The sequence below is a fragment of the Brevibacillus humidisoli genome (assembly GCF_020923435.1).
Lineage (GTDB): Bacteria > Bacillota > Bacilli > Brevibacillales > Brevibacillaceae > Brevibacillus_E > Brevibacillus_E humidisoli.
In genome coordinates this window covers 2,985,789-3,005,567 of sequence record NZ_CP087263.1, presented here as the reverse complement: position 1 = coordinate 3,005,567, position 19,779 = coordinate 2,985,789, and the positions used below count along the sequence as shown (strand labels likewise).

The 19,779-nt window shown below is 51.8% G+C and carries 21 protein-coding genes and 1 riboswitch; of the genes, 13 read left to right on the top strand and 8 right to left on the bottom strand.

Features of this window, described 5'->3' with window-relative positions; genetic code table 11:
• Nucleotides 1-24: 24 nt before the first annotated feature.
• Nucleotides 25-1,050 (bottom strand): ThiF family adenylyltransferase, encoded by a 1,026-nt coding sequence (locus tag LOK74_RS14835; protein WP_230042809.1) that lies wholly within the window; start codon nucleotides 1,048-1,050, stop codon nucleotides 25-27.
• A 326-nt stretch (nucleotides 1,051-1,376) separates the two neighbouring features.
• Between LOK74_RS14835 and moaC the strand changes: the two genes are divergently transcribed.
• The 6 genes from moaC (at nucleotide 1,377) to LOK74_RS14805 (ending at nucleotide 9,513) form a co-directional block, all read left to right on the top strand.
• On the top strand, nucleotides 1,377-1,883 hold the full coding sequence (moaC, locus tag LOK74_RS14830) for a cyclic pyranopterin monophosphate synthase MoaC (RefSeq protein WP_230042808.1): 507 nt from the start codon (nucleotides 1,377-1,379) through the stop codon (nucleotides 1,881-1,883).
• Nucleotides 1,884-2,378: 495 nt separating this feature from the next.
• On the top strand, nucleotides 2,379-2,831 hold the full coding sequence (locus LOK74_RS14825; RefSeq protein WP_230042807.1) for a MarR family winged helix-turn-helix transcriptional regulator: 453 nt from the start codon (nucleotides 2,379-2,381) through the stop codon (nucleotides 2,829-2,831).
• 4 nt (nucleotides 2,832-2,835) lie between these two features.
• The gene (locus LOK74_RS14820) at nucleotides 2,836-5,991 is read left to right on the top strand and encodes an efflux RND transporter permease subunit (RefSeq protein WP_230042806.1); all 3,156 of its coding nucleotides are present in this window, start codon (nucleotides 2,836-2,838) and stop codon (nucleotides 5,989-5,991) included.
• Nucleotides 5,988-7,223, top strand: coding sequence for an efflux RND transporter periplasmic adaptor subunit (locus tag LOK74_RS14815; RefSeq protein WP_230042805.1), 1,236 nt, complete (start codon nucleotides 5,988-5,990; stop codon nucleotides 7,221-7,223). The genes LOK74_RS14820 and LOK74_RS14815 overlap by 4 nt, the downstream gene beginning before the upstream one ends.
• 90 nt (nucleotides 7,224-7,313) lie before the next feature.
• Nucleotides 7,314-7,424: riboswitch (SAM riboswitch) on the top strand.
• A 76-nt stretch (nucleotides 7,425-7,500) separates the two neighbouring features.
• Complete coding sequence (locus LOK74_RS14810; protein ID WP_230042804.1) at nucleotides 7,501-8,682, top strand: pyridoxal phosphate-dependent aminotransferase; 1,182 nt, start codon at nucleotides 7,501-7,503, stop codon at nucleotides 8,680-8,682.
• A 360-nt stretch (nucleotides 8,683-9,042) separates the two neighbouring features.
• Nucleotides 9,043-9,513 (top strand): hypothetical protein, encoded by a 471-nt coding sequence (locus LOK74_RS14805; protein WP_230042803.1) that lies wholly within the window; start codon nucleotides 9,043-9,045, stop codon nucleotides 9,511-9,513.
• A 152-nt stretch (nucleotides 9,514-9,665) separates the two neighbouring features.
• Here LOK74_RS14805 and LOK74_RS14800 read toward each other — a convergent pair whose 3' ends face one another.
• Together LOK74_RS14800 and LOK74_RS14795 are read right to left on the bottom strand one after the other, a co-directional pair.
• Entirely contained in the window at nucleotides 9,666-10,514 is an 849-nt protein-coding gene (locus LOK74_RS14800) for a family 1 encapsulin nanocompartment shell protein (protein ID WP_230042802.1), read from the bottom strand.
• A 98-nt stretch (nucleotides 10,515-10,612) separates the two neighbouring features.
• The gene (locus tag LOK74_RS14795; protein ID WP_230042801.1) at nucleotides 10,613-11,221 is read right to left on the bottom strand and encodes an IMEF encapsulin system ferritin-like cargo protein; all 609 of its coding nucleotides are present in this window, start codon (nucleotides 11,219-11,221) and stop codon (nucleotides 10,613-10,615) included.
• Between the two features lie 211 nt (nucleotides 11,222-11,432).
• Between LOK74_RS14795 and LOK74_RS14790 the strand changes: the two genes are divergently transcribed.
• A complete protein-coding gene (locus LOK74_RS14790; protein ID WP_230042800.1) occupies nucleotides 11,433-11,714 on the top strand; it encodes a DUF2325 domain-containing protein in 282 nt (93 codons plus the stop codon).
• A 133-nt stretch (nucleotides 11,715-11,847) separates the two neighbouring features.
• Nucleotides 11,848-12,009, top strand: coding sequence for a hypothetical protein (locus LOK74_RS14785; protein WP_230042799.1), 162 nt, complete (start codon nucleotides 11,848-11,850; stop codon nucleotides 12,007-12,009).
• Between the two features lie 145 nt (nucleotides 12,010-12,154).
• On the opposite strand, the gene LOK74_RS14780 is transcribed toward LOK74_RS14785, so the two are convergent.
• On the bottom strand, nucleotides 12,155-12,871 hold the full coding sequence (locus LOK74_RS14780; RefSeq protein WP_230042798.1) for a S1C family serine protease: 717 nt from the start codon (nucleotides 12,869-12,871) through the stop codon (nucleotides 12,155-12,157).
• A 277-nt stretch (nucleotides 12,872-13,148) separates the two neighbouring features.
• On the opposite strand from LOK74_RS14780, the gene LOK74_RS14775 reads away from it, so the two are divergent.
• Nucleotides 13,149-13,664: a GNAT family N-acetyltransferase gene (locus tag LOK74_RS14775; RefSeq protein ID WP_420908791.1), complete on the top strand. Its 516-nt coding sequence runs from the start codon at nucleotides 13,149-13,151 to the stop codon at nucleotides 13,662-13,664.
• Between the two features lie 156 nt (nucleotides 13,665-13,820).
• Here the strand turns inward: LOK74_RS14775 and LOK74_RS14770 are convergent, their stop codons facing one another.
• Together LOK74_RS14770 and LOK74_RS14765 are read right to left on the bottom strand one after the other, a co-directional pair.
• Nucleotides 13,821-14,933, bottom strand: coding sequence for an aminopeptidase (locus tag LOK74_RS14770; protein WP_230042797.1), 1,113 nt, complete (start codon nucleotides 14,931-14,933; stop codon nucleotides 13,821-13,823).
• A 299-nt stretch (nucleotides 14,934-15,232) separates the two neighbouring features.
• Nucleotides 15,233-15,325, bottom strand: a complete 93-nt coding sequence (locus LOK74_RS14765) for a YjcZ family sporulation protein (RefSeq protein ID WP_126428158.1) — start codon at nucleotides 15,323-15,325, stop codon at nucleotides 15,233-15,235.
• A gap of 172 nt (nucleotides 15,326-15,497) precedes the next feature.
• On the opposite strand from LOK74_RS14765, the gene LOK74_RS14760 reads away from it, so the two are divergent.
• The gene (locus LOK74_RS14760) at nucleotides 15,498-15,740 is read left to right on the top strand and encodes a hypothetical protein (protein WP_230042796.1); all 243 of its coding nucleotides are present in this window, start codon (nucleotides 15,498-15,500) and stop codon (nucleotides 15,738-15,740) included.
• A gap of 107 nt (nucleotides 15,741-15,847) precedes the next feature.
• On the opposite strand, the gene LOK74_RS24085 is transcribed toward LOK74_RS14760, so the two are convergent.
• Nucleotides 15,848-15,973, bottom strand: coding sequence for a hypothetical protein (locus LOK74_RS24085; protein WP_255679457.1), 126 nt, complete (start codon nucleotides 15,971-15,973; stop codon nucleotides 15,848-15,850).
• A gap of 128 nt (nucleotides 15,974-16,101) precedes the next feature.
• On the opposite strand from LOK74_RS24085, the gene LOK74_RS14755 reads away from it, so the two are divergent.
• The 3 genes from LOK74_RS14755 (at nucleotide 16,102) to LOK74_RS14745 (ending at nucleotide 17,338) form a co-directional block, all read left to right on the top strand.
• Nucleotides 16,102-16,500 (top strand): hypothetical protein, encoded by a 399-nt coding sequence (locus LOK74_RS14755; protein ID WP_230042795.1) that lies wholly within the window; start codon nucleotides 16,102-16,104, stop codon nucleotides 16,498-16,500.
• 194 nt (nucleotides 16,501-16,694) lie between these two features.
• A complete protein-coding gene (gene ytxJ / locus LOK74_RS14750) occupies nucleotides 16,695-17,024 on the top strand; it encodes a bacillithiol system redox-active protein YtxJ (RefSeq protein ID WP_230042794.1) in 330 nt (109 codons plus the stop codon).
• Between the two features lie 17 nt (nucleotides 17,025-17,041).
• Complete coding sequence (locus LOK74_RS14745) at nucleotides 17,042-17,338, top strand: 4a-hydroxytetrahydrobiopterin dehydratase (protein ID WP_230042793.1); 297 nt, start codon at nucleotides 17,042-17,044, stop codon at nucleotides 17,336-17,338.
• Between the two features lie 152 nt (nucleotides 17,339-17,490).
• Here the strand turns inward: LOK74_RS14745 and LOK74_RS14740 are convergent, their stop codons facing one another.
• Nucleotides 17,491-19,668 (bottom strand): cell division protein FtsA, encoded by a 2,178-nt coding sequence (locus tag LOK74_RS14740; RefSeq protein ID WP_230042792.1) that lies wholly within the window; start codon nucleotides 19,666-19,668, stop codon nucleotides 17,491-17,493.
• Nucleotides 19,669-19,779 lie beyond the last annotated feature (111 nt).

Below are 19,779 nucleotides of genomic sequence, written 5' to 3'. Positions count from 1 at the left end.
CGTCCAGCTAAATGGGGAGGGCGATCAAGCTCCAATATACCTGGCGTGCAGAGAACGGGCCAGTACGGGGTCATCCGTCCCCTGAACCAGCACACGACCATCAGGAAATACAACCAGTGTATGATCATCAATATGGAAGCGGATCAGAAACGGATTTCGTTCCACCTCGCCCAATGGAGCGAGACGATCTTGCAAGGTCTTCAGGTCAAGCTGCATATCGGCAGCCGGACTGATCTGGATGGTGTTGCGTCCGCAGAGCGAGGCAGCCAGTCCCTCTTGTGACACTGGTTCAAGGTAATCGAACTGATGCTGGACACAGGTGGGACAGTCGATCCGTCGCGCGGAGGAGACCCGAATCTGTTGATGCTGATTCTGCCATAGATCAAAGTGTTCCAGATGTGGATTGAGGGCATCTATTGCACCGACCAACAGCTTGAGTGCTTCTGTCGCTTGATAGGAGGCGATGACATGGATGATTGGGCCGATCACCCCGGCGGTATCGCATGTGGGCGTGTCACCCGGTTTGGGCGCCTCCGGAAACAGGCACCGCAGACAAGGAGTGAGGCCTGGGCGGATCGCCGTGAACATGCCTTTGGCACTGACTGCTCCCCCGTACACCCAGGGGATGGAGTGTTTCACGCAGAGATCATTGATCAGATAGCGAACCTGAAAGTTGTCTGTCGCATCGAGGACGAGATCGACATCGGCCAGGCAGCGTTCGGCGTTGAACGGCGTCAGGTCGGCCACAACAGGCTCCAACATTACCTGGGAGTTGATCCGCCGCAGCTTGTCGTAAGCTGCCATCGCCTTCGGCAGATGTTGTTCGGCATCGGTCTCGTCATAGAGCATCTGTCGCTGCAGGTTGCTTGGTTCGACAAAATCGCGGTCGATCAGCCGGACAAAGCCGATTCCAGCGCGTACCATGTGATTGGCCAAAACGGTCCCGAGTGCTCCCATGCCAACGATCGCCACTCGGCTTGCGGCCAGTTTTTCCTGACCATCCCGACCGATCGGGGCAAACAAAACCTGTCGGGAATAACGCATATCCACTGCAAATACTCCCTTTCCTGACGAGGAGGTGGCGGAGCGGAGAACTGCCTGTCGAGTGCGTTTCTTCCGTTCGCTTTTTTCCTCTTCTTTTTCTTTTTCCCAATCTGCACGTTTTGTTGCAAAAGAGCGAGGTGGTTTTTTCCACAAAGGGCAACTACCACCGCTTTTCCCAACTAGACGATAACACAAACGGGCAAACCTGCCAAATCTTCCGAAGCAGCAGTAGGCTGGCCTGAACACAGATTTTTGCTCTGTTGATTTTGTCCCCTGGCTGATATAGGGTAGAGGAAAGTATGGATAGCAAAGCGTGTGGAGGAGGAAACGAGATGGGGCACGATCAACTGACACATTTTAATGAACAAATGCGGGCCAAGATGGTTGACATATCTGATAAAGAAACGACGAAGCGGGTCGCTGTTGCCTGCAGTCAAGTAAAAATGACGCCACAGACGCTGCAGCGAATTCGCGATGGACGGATTGACAAGGGTGACGTGTTGGCAGTGGCTCAGGTAGCCGGGATCATGGCAGCCAAAAAAACGTGGGAGATCATCCCGATGTGTCACCCACTGCCGCTCTCAGGCATCGACATCCGCTTCTCCTTTGAGAGTGACGATACGCTCGCCGTCGAAGTAGAGGTAAAGACGACCGGCAGGACAGGGGTAGAGATGGAAGCGTTGACGGCGGCCAGCGTGACAGTGCTGACGGTGTACGACATGTGCAAAGCGATGGATAAAGAAATGGTACTGGGGCCGACCTACTTGCAGTCCAAGACAGGCGGGAAGAGCGGCGAATTCGTCCGATCCGATCAGCCTGGAAAAACGGTATCAGAATAAAAGGGAGCGAAATCACAGCAGCAGATGGGACAACGGCTCTTATGCAATGGCGAACGGCCAGGTCATTTCAAAGGTACAAGGGATGTTTTGAAGCGGAGACGGTCTTGACCGCTTCTTTGCGGGCACTGCCACGAGCCGAGCAAACCTGTTTTTCTCTTTCGCCCCCCACTATGCTCGTCCAGAGCAAAGAACCGCCAGGGTGAAACTGTACCCACTTGTTAGACGCTAGCTAACAGGGGAGATGCAGTTCCGCTCTGGTGGTTATTTCATTGCCGGACAAAAGTTCATGCTTTTTTAACAAAATAGACACAATTTCTCGTAACTCTCTTTCGTATTTACATGTTGAAAGGAGACGATCACGATTTCCTGCTTCCAATGGCGTCAGGTTCCAACCGTTTTTACGAACGGTAGTCTTGCTTGCGTAGTTCTACTTGTGGGATAATATTTCGTGCTTCGAAATGTTCGTGTCTCGAAATATCTAGGGGAGGGAAATGATTGGATCATCTAGAGCGATTGTCCGATCTACTGGTGCAGACGAACGAATTGTTTTATGACATCTTTTCGGAGGTGGTCGGACGATACGGCATTTCATACGCAGAAGTATTTGTCTTGAAGCACATCATGGAATCGCCGAGAACAATAGGGGAACTAAGCAAGCTGTCCGGCTTTCCGTACAGCACGATCTCAGGAGTGGTCGACCGTTTGGAGAAAGACGCATACGTCGTCCGGCAAAAAGATCAGAACGATCGGCGTGTGGTTTGGGTCTGCCTGGCAGGCGATTTGGAGCAGTTGGAACAGCGTCTCCCGTTTATGAGCAAAACCTATTTGGGCGAACTGTTTGCCGGAATGACGAAAGAGGAAGTGGAGCAGATATGCCAATCTTTCATGCTGGTCAACAGGTACCTACAGGAAAAGCTGGCAGCACAAGCAGAAAGAGAGAGGAAGTGAATCTATGAATTTATCGGGATTCTCGATCAAGCGTCCCGTTACGATTTTGATGGTTTGTGTCGCGCTGATTTTGTTCGGGTTCGTCTCTCTGCCGAGATTGGCAGTTGAGCTGTATCCCGAGTTAAATCTGCCGGTCGCTGTGGTCGTAACCTCGGTTGACGGTGCAGCGCCCGCAGAGGTGGAAAACCTCGTCACCAAACCAATCGAAGAAGCAGTCGGAACAACGGCTAATGTGAGTAAACTGATGTCCAATTCGGCAGAAGGAGCCTCACAGGTGATTATCCAGTTCGACTGGGGCACTGATATGGATCAGGCACTGCTAGATGTTCGGGACAAGGTGGACCTGGTAAAAGGTGCCCTGCCGGATTCGGCCAATGCACCGCGTATTTTGAAGCTGGATCCTAACAGCATGCCTATCTTCACCCTCGCCTTGTCCGGTGAAGAAGATATCGTGAAGCTGAAATCAGTCGCCGATGACGTGATCAAGCCACGGCTGGAACGAGTGGAAGGGGTAGCATCTGTCGGTGTGTCCGGTGGACGCGACCGAGTGATTGAGATTGTGCTCGACCCCAACAAGACCGCTGCATATGGGATCACAATCGATCAGGTGCAGCAGGCTCTTTCCTCCACCAATGTTTCCGGTACGGCCGGTTCCGTACGGAAAGGCGACGGAAAACTGAACATCCGTGTGGAAGGCGAGTACGGTACAGTTCAGGCCATCGGCAATACGCCGATTCGCGTGGCCAGTGGGTCCATTCCGTTGAAAAACATCGCCGAGATCAACGATACGTATAAAGAAGTGACACAAAAGGCGACACTGGACGGCCAGCCGAGTGTCGGGCTCAACATCACCAAGGCATCCGGCGGCAACACAGTTGAAGTGGCCGATGAAGTAAATAAAGCCCTTCAGGAACTGAAGGCAGAATTGCCTGAGAACATGAAACTGACAACGATTATGGATGCGTCCGTATTTATCAAAGATTCGATCTATACGGTTGCCGAGCATGCACTGGTTGGTGGTTTGTTCTCCATTGTGATCCTGCTTCTGTTCTTGAACAGCTTCCGTTCTATGTTGATCGTCGCGATCGTCATTCCGATCTCGGTGATTACCACCTTCTGTCTGATGTACTTTACCGGACAAACGATCAACATGATCTCGCTGGGCGGATTAACCTTGGGACTGGGGTCTCTGGTCGATTTTGCGGTCGTTATCCTAGAAAACGTCTACCGCCTACGACAAGAAGGAAAAAGTATGCTGGAAGCGGCCAAGTTGGGCTCGCAAGAAGTAGGTACGGCTGTCATGGCTTCTGCTCTCGCGCAAATCTCCGTCTTCCTGCCGATTGTTTTCGTCGAAGGATTGGCCTCCGAACTGTTTGGTCCCATGGCACTGGCCGTTGTCTACTCGCACGTAGCAGCGCTGTTTGTCTCGCTGGCCTTGGTTCCGATGCTCAGTTCTCGTTGGCTCAAGCGGGTTCCGGATGAATCGATCTACGAAGCAGGCTACCGCGGCCTCAATCCGATCATCTGGTTTAACGTGTGGTTTAGCAAAGTGAGCCGACTCTACGGCCGGATGCTTCGCTGGTCGCTTTCCCACCGGAAAACGGTCATCGGTGGGACGATCGTATTGTTTATCGGAGCCATTGCATTGACTCCGATGGTAGGAGCCGAGTTTATTCCGGGGATGGACCAGGGCAAGATATCGGTTTCGATCAAAACGCCAAACGGTACGGTGCTCTCCGAGACGGAAAAAGTGGTGCAGCAAGCAGAAGCGATTGTTAAAGAAGTGCCGGAGCTTGAGCAGTTGTACATCTCGATGGGCAGCAGCGGTGGTCCTGCGATCGTTGCCAATGCGATGAGCAACCAGGCACAGTTGGAGCTGACGCTTGTCGACAAAGAGGCCCGTACGCGAGAGACGGTTGACGTAGTGGAAGATCTGCGGCAACAGCTGTCCAACATAGCGGGTGCTGAGATCACCGTATCAGAAGTGGATCAATCGGGTACGTCATCTGGCTCACCGGTGAGCATCAGTTTGCGTGGTGATGATCTGGACGTCCTGAAGGATATCAGCAGCGTCGTGATGGAAGAGATAAAAAGTGTGCCTGGGATGCGCAACGTATCATCCTCATTGGAAGAAACCCAGGTGGAATACCAGGTTGAAATCGATGCAGACCAAGCTAGTCATTATGGTTTGAGCACGTCGCAGATCCTCTCCAACGTGCGAACGGTATTCCAGGGACAGACGGTCACCCGCTATCGCACAGGTGAAGATGAGATTGACGTGGTTGTCAAGATGCCAGAGACGTTCCAGGAAGATATCAGCTTCCTCAATCAACTGCGTATCACCACGGCGAGCGGAGCGCAGGTCCCTCTCTCCTCTGTTGCCACGATTACGGAAGAGGCTGTACCGCAGATGATCAGCCGTACCGATCAGGCTCGGGAAGTAAGTATTACCGGAGATACTGTCGGACGGGATCTGAATTCGATCACGATGGAAATCAGGGCGAAACTGGATCAGCTTTCTTTGCCTGATGGCTACATCGTAGAAATGGGCGGGGATGCTCAAGAGATGGCTGAATCCTTTAGCAGCCTTGGACTGGCGATCATCTTGTCAATCGCTCTGGTCTACATGGTGATGGCCAGCCAGTTTGAATCCCTGTTCAGTCCGTTCATCATCATGTTCTCCATTCCGCCAACCTTGATTGGCGTCGTGGTCGGGCTGTTGTTGACCGGAAACCCGCTAAGTGTGCCAGCTTTGATCGGGTATATTCTATTGATCGGGATTGTCGTGAACAACGCGATCGTGTTGATTGACTACGTGAACACGCTTCGAAAACGGGGAGAAGAGAGAAACGAGGCCATTCTCCAAGCAGGGCCGCTGCGTCTGCGTCCAATCTTGATGACAACATTGACGACAGTACTTGCCATCATGCCGCTCGCGTTTGGCGGCGGTTCGGGGAATGAGTCGATGGCTCCTATGGCGATCGTCGTCATTTTCGGTCTCAGCTTTTCCACATTGATCACACTGTTCTTGATCCCGGTCGTCTACACCTTGTTTGACGATTGGGGACGCAAGATTCGTGGGTTCCGCTTTCGCAAGCGCCGGGGCCTGAAAACAGCCGCCGAAGAAGCCGGACCGAGTCTGGAAGGAGGAAACATATGAGACGTGTAAAACAATACCTGACGAGTTTTGTGATGCTGACATTGGTGTTAGCCGGCTGTAGTGCCCAACCGACTGCGGTGGAGGAACAGAAGGAAGAAGCGCCTATCCCGGTACAGGTGGAGAGTTTGACCGAAGGATCGGTTGGCGTAGCAGCAGGTTTGACAGGCACGCTTGCCCCAGGCAAGACGGTACAGGTCGCTCCTAAGGTAAGCGGCAAGATTCAAACACTCAATGTTGAACTGGGACAAAAAGTGAGCCAGGGAGATGTGCTGTTCAAGCTGGATCAACAGGACCTGATGAACAGCGTGCAGCAGGCAGAAGCGGCTTACAAGCTGGCATTGGCCAACTTCAAGCAGAGCGATACAAGTTCCGCTCAAGGGGTGGAGCAGGCTAAAAACAGCCTGACCCAGGCAGAGCAGGCGCTGAAAGACGCGAAGCTGAATGAACAACGGATGAATCAGTTATTCAGCCAGGGTGCCATCTCTCAGCAGCAATATGAGCAGGCGAAATCGGCTGTAACCAATGCGCAAACGGCCTATGACAATGCAAAAGCTACCTACGACGCAGCGCAGAAGCAAGTGGGAATCGGTGTATCCCAAGCCTCGGTTGACCAGGCTCGAGTCTCTCTGGAGAACGCTAGGGAACAACTGGCCAACTCAACGGTTACGGCTCCTATCTCTGGCGTAGTCTCATCTGTTTCAGGGTCGGTAGGAGAGATGGCCTCGCCACAGATGCCGGTAGTCGTGCTAGTTACCACTGATCCGCTGCTGGTCAAGGTGAACGTTTCCGAACAGGAGATTACAACGCTTCAGGTTGGCTCCAAGGTGACGGTTCACCTGCCGGCTTTGGATAAAGAACTGGAAGCTAGTGTAACGGCGATCAGCCCGGTGATGGATCAACAGGTCAAGGGATACCCGGTAGAAATCTCGATCCCCAATCCAACAGGTGAATTAAAGTCTGACATGGTCGCAAATGTGCAGCTGAGCGATGGCACCGAGAATGCCAAGACACTGGTTGTATCGAGAACGGCTGTGTTCGATCAGGATGGCAAGCGTTATGCGTACATTGTAGAAGGTGATCAGGCCAAGCAGGTGGAAGTAACCACTGGGGCCGAGTCAAGCGACAAGATCGAGATCCTGAGCGGCTTGAATAAAGGTGATCAAGTAGTCGTAAAAGGTCAGACGATGCTGAAGGATGGCGCCAAGGTCAAGATCCAGCAGACCGACAAGTAAGCAAACAGCTGTAAACGGGGGGATTGACATTGCTGCAACCCCCCGCTAGTATAGAAAAAGATCGAAAACAGAACGATCTGACAAGTCGATCACTTATCGAGAGAGGCGGAGGGACTGGCCCTATGAAGCCCGGCAGCGGGTCTCGCCCACAAGCGAGATGCTGTGCCAAATCCAGCAGGAGTACTTCCTGACAGATAAGGCTGTGCTGGCAGATGCATACCCCTTCTTCTGTATGGAAGAAGGGGTTTATTCTTTGGCTTGAAAGGAAGGACAGACGATGCGCATCAGACCCGCTTCCATCATGAATCAACTACCCACGCAATTCTTTTCTACTCTTGTGGCCAAAGTAAACAAGGTAATAGCGGAAGGGCATGACATTATCAACCTCGGGCAGGGGAATCCTGACTTGCCGACTCCCCCGCATATTGTGGAAGAATTGCAGAGACAGGCTGCCGATCCCATGCATCACAAGTATCCGCCGTTCCAGGGCAGACGGGAACTGAAAGAAGCAGTTGCCCACTGGTACAAGCAGGAATTCGATGTGGATCTCGATCCGGAAGAAGAGGTCGCCATCTTGTTTGGGAGCAAAACCGGGCTTGTCGAGATTTGTCAGGTGTTGCTTGACCCCGGTGATGTGGCATTGGTGCCCGATCCGGGATATCCAGACTACTGGTCGGGCGTGGCAATATCCGGCGGGCGCATGGTGATGATGCCGCTGCGGGAAGAGAACCAGTTTCTCCCCGGCTACGGTGAGCTGACGCCGGCAGATCTGGAGAGGGCAAGATTGATGTTCCTCAACTACCCGAACAATCCAACTGCGGTTACTGCCCCTATCCAGTTTTTCGAGGAAACAGTCCGCTTTGCACGGCGCCATGAGATCGTCGTATGTCACGATTTCGCCTATGGTGCGATCAGTTACGACGGCAAGAAGCCGGTTAGCTTTCTGCAGACCCCTGGCGCCAAAGAGGTAGGGGTGGAGTTCTACACACTGTCCAAAACTTACAACATGGCAGGATGGCGTGTCGGTGCAATGGTTGGCAACCGGGAGTTGGTTCGCATGATGAACCTGCTCCAGGATCACTATTTTGTCAGTTTGTTTGGTGCTGTACAGATGGCGGCAGTACGGGCGATGACCGATACACAGGAGTGCGTACGCCAACTGGTCGAAACCTATGAAAGTCGTCGCAATGCGTTGTTTGACAGCTTGCGACAGATCGGCTGGCAGGCGTCGCCTTCGCAAGGTTCTTTCTTTGCCTGGCTGCCGGTGCCGGACAAGATGGGGTCAGCCGCGTTTGCTGATCTGCTGCTGGAAAAGGCACACGTTGTGGTAGCACCGGGCATTGGATTCGGTGAGCATGGTGAAAACTACGTTCGGGTAGCATTGTTGACATCGGAGCAGCGATTGGTCGAGGCTGTCCAGCGAATCGCCAGATTGGAACTGTTTTCAGCAGGACGATAGGAGGGTGTCCAGCAGCGCTTGTGGCTTGCTGGGCATTTTCATATGATCAGGTCAATCAGGTACTTGGTTGACTTTTTGTTTCACGTGAAAACAGTAAATTCGGAAAATTGGGTCGAGTCTTGACGATTTTTCACCTTTTGCTGGGCAACTGCATAGGGTAAACGAGAGCCAAAAGAGGTTTGTTAGAAAAGAGTATGTCTGGATAAACTAACGATAAACTCATGCAGAAACAACACTCCTTGCTGTGAGCTTGATATTGACAGATAATGATTTTCATTATACGATGGTTGCAGATAATGATAATGAGTATCATTTCGCTTGATCATGTGAACTGATCTTCGCTGTACACAGGAGGGCGTTATGCGGTACCAGATCGACGGTTACACAGATATGTATACGGTGATTGCCAATGAGCGAAAAGTGGGCGGTGCGGTAGAGGCTGGCATGCTTCGCCTTCGTTCCGGAGAGGAGTACCGGAATGCGGTGATTACGCGTTTGGAAATGGCAGCTTCCCAGTTTTGTTCGATCGGCTTTGTCACCGAAGAGGGGCAGCGCTTGATCGTACACGTCAACGAGATTGGCATGATCGCCGATGCCAGGCACGTGAATGTATGCGAGCTGCAAAACGAGTGGATGCGGGAACAAAAGCTGGCAGAGCGCCTGCGTCATCTTAAGCGTCTGTGTGAGTTGAACGAGGGTAGTTGTACGCCTCCGTTTCAGGAAGAGGTGCAGATACTGGTTCAGGATGTGGGACTGGAGCAGGCAAGAGAGCACGTTGATCTGCCATTCCTCCCATCCGGGGAGCAAACAAAGGTCGTACGGATCGCTTAGCGCTTCTTTTCATAAAAAGTGGTACATAAACAAGCGGCAAGCCGTGAAAGGCGTGCCGCTTGTTTTCATTCCATAACCGGTTAGGATATTCCCACTGAGCTAAGTTCAAAACTAACTGCCGTGATTAACACGACGTCATTAGCCTGCCGTGATTAGCCCTCTGCTTCCTCCAACGTACAAATCGCACTGGGGCGCTTAATTCGCAGAACCACGCACTCGTATACACGGAACAGGTGGTTCATCTGCTCGTCGCCGAGGAAGGCCGTGTCAAAATCTTCAGCGATGGCCAGATCGAGATTGTGACGGCCGGTGGCAACCAGTACGCCTGCCTTACCCTTAATGACGGGTGATTGGTATACCCCGTCTGTGACCAGGCTGCGCACGTGCTCGATCTCCAGTACATTGGTCCCTTTGTGGACTCTGTGCAGCAGCGAGTACAGCTCTGGCGATACGACCAAGGCATAGGGGCCGCTGTGGCCCATCTTCAACAATTTGTTGCGGGCTTCCACGATATCGGCAAAGGCGTTGCCCGATTCCATCCAATCGCTTTTGATGTGCGTCAGCCGTCCTTTGACGTTCATGAGACCCGGCAGCTCAAACGGATCAGAACCGTTGAGGATCAAATCATCCTCCATCAAGGCGGAGCCGGCTGCAGCGTTGACCGCTGCACTGAGATCAAGCGGCATCCCCAAGGTACGAGCTTGTGAGACGTCACGCCAGTAGAGCATAAAATCCTTGTAGAGAATCGGAATCGTCAGACTGACTCTGCGGCTCGGCTGGGTCAGTTCCAGCGATTCCCCGCGCAGACTCAGGTTGCCGAAGCGGGACTCTTCGTAGATATCGTTTGTTACCGTTTGAACTCCCTCGCCTAGTGGTCCGTAAATATCGATAAAACGACGACCGACCAATTGACGGCGCGCCATTTCAATAACAGCTTCGTCCAGTTGCTCCCACTCTTCTTTGGAAAGGGGAGAGTCCGGAAATTTTCGCAGCTTGTCCATACTTTTCCTCCTGTGGTCATTGTACGGTTTTTCCATGTGCAACGTTTGAGCAGTCACCAGCAGTGCCATCAAGAAATCCACTCGCTGCCCTAACTTAGCTATGTAAGTCGCAGACTGCCTACGGTCAAACCTTTTTTGCCTGGTTTGGATACCTCTACCACCTGTTGAGGTGATGAATGGCTCCCGGTATCTTTGAGCGCACCAGCCGATGCCTGGAGATGGTCTACCTGATGAATACTGTGTCCTTCATCGTGATCAACCAGATTGCCCACTTTCACATCTGCAACTCTCTCGGTCAACCCAGCCATCACCTCTTTTACCGTCAGATAGTCAGCTTGGGTATTGTCGCGCATTTGACTGAGCCATTCACGATCTTCTTCACCTGTGAATTCGTACATGGCAAGTTCCAGGTGTTCACGGAAGTTGTGCAGGCCGAATCGTTCCAGATTAATGTCGGAGAGTAAGCGGGACAACTCGCGATTGCTTAGTTGTGCAGCCTTGCCTTCGCTGATGATCGAATTGAGATGTGGAATCAGTTCATTTAAACGGTCTAGTCGCTGCTCTTCTTCTTCATAGATGTGGTGATAGTACAGCCGGGTGTGCTCATCCTGCGCGTTGTCGATGATGGGCTGCAACATCGACATAAACTTGCCGATGCCATCTTTGGTCCGTTCAAATATGGATCGTAGTTGCGGAAATTCCTCCATACTGCCCACCTCCTCGGGAATCTCGATTTCACTCTATTATACCGTTGGCAAAACATACCGGGCAAGCAGATATCCGTCTCTTTCCTAGTGTGTGCCAACATCTCCATCTTATCAAGAAAGAGTATTGCCAAAGCCAATTGGGAATGATAATATTTATCAATAAGAATGATATTTATTATCAATTGAAAGGTTAGATAAAGGAGGAGGCAAGATGTCAGCCATACTCGTAATCGGTGGCGACCGGCTTGGCAATATCGTACATGTCCTGCAGGAAAAGGGATTTGAGCAGATTTACCACGTTACAGGACGAAAAAGCTCACAAACCGGCCTCAAGATTCCAAGCGGCGTCCAAATGATTCTGGTCCTTACCGATTTTGTCAATCACAATCTGGCCAAGACGATCAAGAACCAGGCGAAAGAGCGACAGATGCCGATTCTTTTTTGCAAGCGTTCCTGTGCAGCTATCGTGAAAGCCCTGCAGCAGGTAGCGTAACGCAGTGATTCCGATTGACCCATCGGTTCCATCCGGATACATAAGGAAACGAAGATACCGTTATAGACCGCCTTGGCGTTGGACAGCCTAGGATAAGGGTTGACCTTACTGTAGATAAACGGGAGGGAAGATGATGCCTGAACATGAGCTGGGTCATCTGCCTATTGCGCAGCTGACACCTGAGCAGTTAAAAGATCTGCAGCAGGCGGAAATCCGTCTCAATCAGGAAGGGCAGCCTGTCTACCTGATTGCGTTTGCCCAGCAGCCAACCCAGCCGGGAGCGGAAGAAAGGTAAATCAGGATAAAAACGTACCCACTTTTTCACCTAGGAGAAAGTGGGTACGTTTTTGTGTGGAAAGCAACGACCTCCCTATTCATTTCTGGCATACCAGGCCGGCCTGCTTTGTGCCAGCCAGGAGAGCTGGGAGCGGATGGCGACGTTAATAAAAATCACGCAGATACGGCTTTAGGGCGTCGATCCCGATCGCAAAGCCAAGACATTGACTGGACTGGATGATAAACGCATTCATCCCAACCACTTCTCCATGCAGATTGATCAATGGACCACCGCTGTTTCCCGGGTTAATCGCAGCATCTGTCTGCAGAACTTCCTCATAGACGCGTTTGGCGACATGCAATCGTCTGTTTTTCGCGCTGATAATACCTGCCGTTACAGAATTCTCTAATCCTAAAGGGGAACCAATCCCAATCACCCACTCACCTACCTGTGTGGTACGTGAACTGCCTAGGGGCAAAGCACGCAGTTTGCGGTCGGCATCGATTTTGAGAATCGCATAATCCCGATTGGAATCGCTAACGACGGGCTGTGCTTGGTAGACGCGACCATTCCACAGTTTGACCAGGACGTTTTTCGACTTGTTGATGACGTGTTCACTTGTCAAAATGTATCCCTGAGGATGAAATATAAATCCCGTGCCAAAACTGCGTTCTTTCATCGAATCGTTCAATGGTTGGCTATCCAGCAACTGGTTGATAAACTGCTTCAGATCGGACGGGATTGAAGATCCTTCGGTGACAATCGAAACGACACTGTCTTTTACCTGGTCTACCAGAGGTACAAAAAAATTGTATGGGTGAAGGCTGCTTTTCGCGGGATACTTGTGATGTACGACGCTGGCCCATTTCTTACGCTTCAAAACAATCCATCCCCCCAACGCAGTAGGTATGTATCATCTTATGGCGGATAAACAGGAGAAGGACGCCCATTTATCGAGTGGAAGCAGGCAAGCGACCATGAGAGGGAGAGATGACCCGATTTTCCCTACATCCATGTCTGGTCATGATGCTCCTACGTAATCCAAGGGGAATAAGAACCATGTCTTTAAAAATAATGTAAGATTATCTGACATTCGGTCTTGTTAAGAGGTGTCCCTTCCTGTTTAATGGAGATAGGTGAGATACGAACATGAGGTGATGGTGTTGGGCAGTGAGGTGAAAGTTGAACAAGTGACATCAGTTGCAGAGCATCTGGAGGTACTTTCCGATCTTCTCGTCCAGGTGGTAGAGGATGGCGCATCGATTGGATTTTTACCGCCAATGAGTCGTTCTGATGCTTTAGACTATTGGACAAATGTACTCAATCCCGGAGTCATCCTGCTCGTTGCCAGAATAGACAACCAACTAGTCGGGAGTGTACAGATCCATTTATGTACGAAACAGAATGGGACCCATAGAGCGGAAATTGCAAAGTTAATGACACACCCTGACTATCGACGGAAAGGTATTGGACGTACCCTGATGCAAAAGGCTGAAGAAAGGGCAAAGCAGGAAGGGAGGTCGTTACTCGTTCTCGATACACGAGAAGGAGATCCTTCCAACTACCTGTACGCATCCATAGGTTTTACGCAGGCTGGACGGATACCCTGCTATGCCAGATCGGCAAATGGCGAATTGGATGCTACCATTCTCTATTACAAAAGTACGGTTTAGCGAATCGATGAGGCGGTAAACGAACACCCCCGCAGTATAGAACCCCGCCAACCCCGAATATAAATCCCCTCAGACGATTTGTGCAGGGCAACTTTCGCGTGACTCGCGGTGTCCTGTGGTCCGAGGGGATCATATTCACTTCCTGCGTGCGGTATCTTACTTCAAGTTTTCCGGATTGAGCGATTCCAACTCCGGTACGACAAATCGCCCGTCTTTGCGAATCAGGCGGTCGTCAAAGTAAATTTCGCCGCCGCCCCACTCTGCGCGTTGGATGCAGACGAGGTCCCAATGCACGGACGATTTGTTGCCGTTGGGAGCTTCGTCATAACACTGACCAGGCGTGAAGTGGAAACTACCGTCGATTTTTTCGTCAAACAAGATGTCTTTCATCGGATTCTGAATGAACGGGTTGACCCCGATTGCGAATTCGCCGACGTAGCGTGCCCCTTCGTCTTCGTCAAAAATCTTGTTGATTCGTTCGGTGTTGTTCGCCGTTGCCTCGATAATTTTCCCGTCCTTAAACGTTAGTCGCACATTCTCAAAGGTAAATCCTTGATACGGTGAAGGTGTATTGTAGCTGATCACCCCATTGACGGAATGCTTTACAGGAGCAGTAAATACCTCTCCATCGGGAATGTTGAAATGACCGGCGCATTTAATCGCAGGTATTCCCTTGATCGAAAAGGAGAGATCGGTTCCCGGACCAGTGATCCGCACTTTGTCCGTCTGTTCCATCAGCGAAACCAGGTTGTCCATTGCTTGGGCCATTTTGCTGTAGTCCAGGTTGCATACGTTGAAGTAGAAATCCTCGAATGCCGCCGTGCTCATGTTGGCCAGCTGTGCCATCGAGGAGTTCGGATATCGGAGAATCACCCATTTGGTCTCTGGTACCCGCACATCCAACACCGGTCGTTGCAGCAGGCGGGAGTACATGCTCATCCTCTCGCTTGGAACGTCGGCAAGCTCGTTGATATTGTCGCCACCGCGAATCCCGATGTAGCAGTCCATTTTTTTCATAAAGCTGACATCCGCTTCACGCATCACGGCAAGCTGCTCTTCGTTTACTTGCAGCAGGAGTTCCCGTTGAATGGTAGGGTCAATCAATTGGACGTACGGTTGCCCGCCTGCCTCGTATACCTTTTGGATCACGGCCTTGACCAGGTCAGGTACCTGACCGACCGCGTAAATCAGCACATTTTCTCCTGGCTGGACACGAACGGAATAGTTCACCAGGTTTCCGGCAAGCGTCTCTACACGTGGATCTCTCATCGTAAGTTATACCTCGCTTTCTGATACGTCCATCCTATTGTACACAAAATAAAGCAGAAATCGAACCCGTCGGGCGATTTTCGGCAAAAAATTTTTTGCAAAGAAAAAAAGCTGCTCATCGTGAGCAGCTTGTAACGTGAAACGCGCCAAAAAGGATTCGGTTTTTCATATATACGTTCATGTCAGGTGCTTTGTGCCACTTTTTTCTATGACAAGCGGCGAGGCAACGGGAGGCGCAGCAATGGCTCCGCCTAAAAATGTAGGATTACCGGGCGATTATTGGGTAACTGGCAAGGGCATTAGTCTTCAGAGGCGCCGACGATTACCAACAGGATGAAGAGCACCAGCACAATCACGAAATCGTCGAAATCACCATTGAAAATGCTACTCATGTTTTTCCTCCTCCTCTGTTCTCCAGGTCTATTGTGCTTACATCCATAACATATGGGTCTGCATTACGAGGAGGAACGGCATTCGCCCATTTTTGCAATGAATATTATTCAGAAAACAGGGAAAAGCTAGAGGATACGAAATGACAAAGCTTGAGGAAAGGATGACATTTTTATGAGGAGGCATCTGTCTCTGTCACAGTCGGACTCGTATGAACACTTGTCGATCACGATCAGCGTAGGCGAGGGTTTCAAGTCGATTGTTTGGAAAGCGGAGTACGACATGGACTTCAATACCGAGTGCTTGTTTTGCTTTTCCGACCGAATCACCGGGTACAGGGTGGAAGACGAGTCGGGTAGAGCGGGTAAAGTAGCCGTCTGTCCGAAGTGTGAAAAAGTGAATGCGGTTTACACCTGACCGTTGGTAAACGGGTTGGGAATATCGTCCTGTTTGCCAATTGCCAAGTAAAAGATAGCCGCTCAGGGAGCGTGTCCCCCTGAGCGGTTTGTCTGTCTAAGACCGGTTTATCTATCGGGCGTTACCTGTTGTTCCCTCAGCCAAGCGTCGTGCAGCCATTTTTCCGTAACACGACCACCTTGCCAGACAATCCCCTGTTCAAGGTGTTTGCCAGGGTGGCCCATGCCGGTCACTCTTTCCCCCCCTTCTCAGTCTTGGCACCGCATCCACCATGTACCACCGCCTGTACGGCAGGATTTTATGGTGCAGCCCCGAATCTTAGTTAGGTGGAATTGCGGGGAAACTGAGAAAGGGGATTTGTATGTTGAAGAAATGCAGCCGTTGTGGATGTCAGATGGGAATTGGACTTCGCAACGTGATCTACCGCAACAGCGTAAAGATTCAAAATGTGCCTGTCCATGTCTGCTCAGACGAGACATGTGCCCATTCGCAGGTTGTGGAAGAAATCAAGGATGACTTAAAGCAACTGATGAATGACCTGGGACGCAATCCAGGCCGTCAAGATATTGACTTCGAACAAATCTGCGAGTTTTCCAATCTGCTGGTGATGGTAGCAGATCACTGTGAGGAAACCGCAGTTACGTATTCTGTGGAACAAAAAGTAAATGACCTGCTGGATATGTTTTTGCTGGCCCAATCCGTCGGCGACCAGAAATGGATGAACGAGATTCGCCGCCGTTTGACACAGTTGATCCGCTAGTAAGCTGGGCACCTCTCGCTTAGGCAGCCGTCGTCTTGCGCAGTCCTGAACTGATGATCATGATTGATGCCTTTTCCTGCTGTTTGCTGAAAAGGTTGTTTCCCATGCTGGTTTTACCGCCAGTTTTTTCTTATACTGTGAGAGAGGGAACAACTCATGGCAACTGGATGATAGAGAAAAGGGAGGATCACACGATGGCGTCACTTACGCAACTTCATTCTGTCGAACAACTGGAGCAGTTTGTCAACCAGCCGGGCAAGCGCTTGCTGTTCAAACACAGCACGATTTGCCCGATCAGTACGTCAGCACACGACGAATTTTCCGCCTTCCTGGAGGAAAACGAGCTGCCCGCAGCGATCGTTCTGGTGCGGGAAGATCGTCCCGTCTCCAATGATATCGCCGAGCGTTACGGCATCAAACACGAATCACCGCAGATTTTCTTGCTCGAAGACGGCTCTGTCAAATGGCATACGTCCCACTGGAAGATTACCAGACAGGCGATTGCAGAAGCAGTTCAAGCCTGAGGCGAGGAGGGAGTGCGATGGAACGATTGACGGACCAGCAGATTGAAGAGCGTTTGTCGACTGCTGCTGGCTGGGTGCGCACAGATGAGAAGTGGATTGAGCGGAAGTACCGCTTTAAAGCGTTTATGGACGGAATCGCGTTCGTCAACAAGGTGGCGGAGCGGTCCGAACAGCACGACCACCATCCGCTGATCGCGATCGACTACAAGCTGGTCACGCTTCGCTTGTCCTCCTGGAACGCCGGCGGCTTGACCGATCTCGATCTGCAGATGGCGCAGGAGTTCAATGAATTGTTTGAACAGCAAAAGCAGTAAAAACCAAGCTAAGAAGGCTGTCCCCGAAGGAAAGAACGATTATGGGAGGGGGCGCCTTCTTTTCGCTTGTCGCCGATCCCACACGTAGCGGGAGAGAAATAGAAAACGCTCTCTTCACATCAGCTGAAAAGAGCGTCATCCTCCGTATTCTATTACGACTCCCAATACAGCTCCAAAACATCCCCATCCTTAATCGGAGTTTGGAAGGAAGCAGGCTCACTGTTTACCGTCGTCATCAGTCGCAGCTGTCCTTCTTTGCTGTTTGGCGTCAACTCCACATCTACATAGCGAAAGATATCGTTAAAGACAGGAGGTGGGCTTGGTGAGATGTTGATCGCAATCACGGCGCCATCATGGACGACGGTCTCCTCGCTGACCGGCTTGCCGTCCATCGTAATGGAGAGCTGGGTGGTGCGTATTGATACCGGCCGTCCGTTAAACGTCACATGAATCGCCAGGTGGCTCCAGTCTTCCGAAGGTGACAACTCTTGGATCGTCGGCAGGGGCAGTGACTCCACCGCATAGTACAAGTCGTCTCCAGTGCGGATGCGGTCTGCTGCTGTTGCCGGTTTGCCATTCAACGTCAGCTTCACCTGCGTCTGCGGGATGCGGCAGTTCTGCCCGTTTAGGGTGACCTGGATGTAGCGGGTCTCTTCGATGCTGCCAGGAGCCGGAACAAGACCGGTCTGTTGCAAGGCTTCACCCACTGTTCGCGGGAGACGCACCTCGATCTGATCGCGATCGCTTAACGGAGCGTCCAGCGGATAGGGCTGGCCGTTGACGAGAGCGACCGGAGCCAGAGAGACCGGTTTGCCGTTTGCCGTCAGGTCCAGAGTATCCACTTCGTCGAGCAGCTGGGCAATCGATGCCTCTGCCTCTGCGCCATCCTGACCGGGCACAACGGTAATGACATCACCATCTGATAATGGTGCGTCCAATCCCACCTGCTCTCCGTTTTGCAGGATGGCCGGCGCGGTACCGTGACCGCCCGGTATGATCCGCATTCGTCCATTCAACGTGACGGTCTTGGCCAGTCCAGGGCGTCCGTACAGACGGCGGATATCCAGTCCGGCGGTCAACAGGGAGTCTCCGACACTTACCTTGCGCAGATCGAAGATGCGGATCGGGTTGTCATTGACAGTCACCGTCATGTATTTGATTGGATGTTTGCGGGCAGCTACTGCGATGCCTACTGGTGTGACGAACTCCGGACCGCTGATCTGCGGATGATGGCCGATGAACTGCTGGATGGCATCGGCTCCCCGGACAGCGACTCGATTGGCCGGCAGTTTGAGGCTTGCGGCCAGCTTTTCCGGCAGTTTAGGCGTCAGACTGCCGCCGCCGATCAGCATCACCGCTTGTGGCGGTTTCCCGTTTAGTTCCATGATTTTTTCAGCGATCTTGCCGGCCAGACGGTCAATCTCCGATTCAATCCCCTGCACGACCTCCTCCCGTGACAAGGTATGTTCGATCCCCAGAATATCTTGAAACTGAATGGTCTCCTCGTGGATCAGCTTGCGCTTGACCGTTTCCGCGATCGAAAAATCAAGCAGAAAGGCATTCATCAATCCGTCTGTGATTTCGTCTCCGGCTACAGGCACCATGCCATAGGCGGTAATCGTGCCTTCTTCGGTCAGGGCGACGTCGGAGGTTCCGGCCCCGATGTCTACCAAGGCGATGTTGAGGCGACGCATGGTGACCGGGATCAGCACGTTGATCGCCGCGATCGGTTCCAGTGTCAGGGCCTGCATCTCCAAGTCGCAGCGCTTCAAGGCAGCCAGCAGCGAATCGACTACGACACGCGGCAAAAAGGTGGCGATCACGTCAATACTAGCCTTGTCCCCCCGCTGATCGACCAGACTGCCGATCACTTCACCATCCAGATAGTAGTTGACGACGCTGTAGCCAACGCAGTAATAGCGGGTGGTGTCCTGTTCATTCAACTCTTTGGCCAGTTCCGCTTGCGCCTCCTGTACAGCTGTAAACTCTAGGGTCAGGATATCGTCCCTCGTCAAACTGGTTCGGTGGGTGATCTCCATCTCCACCTGCACGCGTCGTGTGCGCAGCGATCGTCCGGCAGCGGCCACCGCTACTTTACGCAGGGGGCCGTGCTTTTCGGCGAAGCGGTTCTTCACTTGTTCAATCACCTTTGCCACTGCCACCACATCGTGAATCTGACCATCCAGCATCGAGCGTTCGTCATGCTCCTGGATTTCACAGTCGATCACGTTAAACTGCTCGTTGTCCGGCTCGACGATCAGCCCGACGACGCTGCGTGTACCGATATCCAAGGCAAAGATCGCATGTTGATCTGGTGTATCGTGCGACATGCTGCCGTCACTCCTTTTTATCTGCAAAAACATTGCTGTTGTTCTGGCAATTTTTTCGTTCCTTCGTATGTATTCGCTCTCGCTGCCAAGAATCCTGTCGAAAAAGCGCAG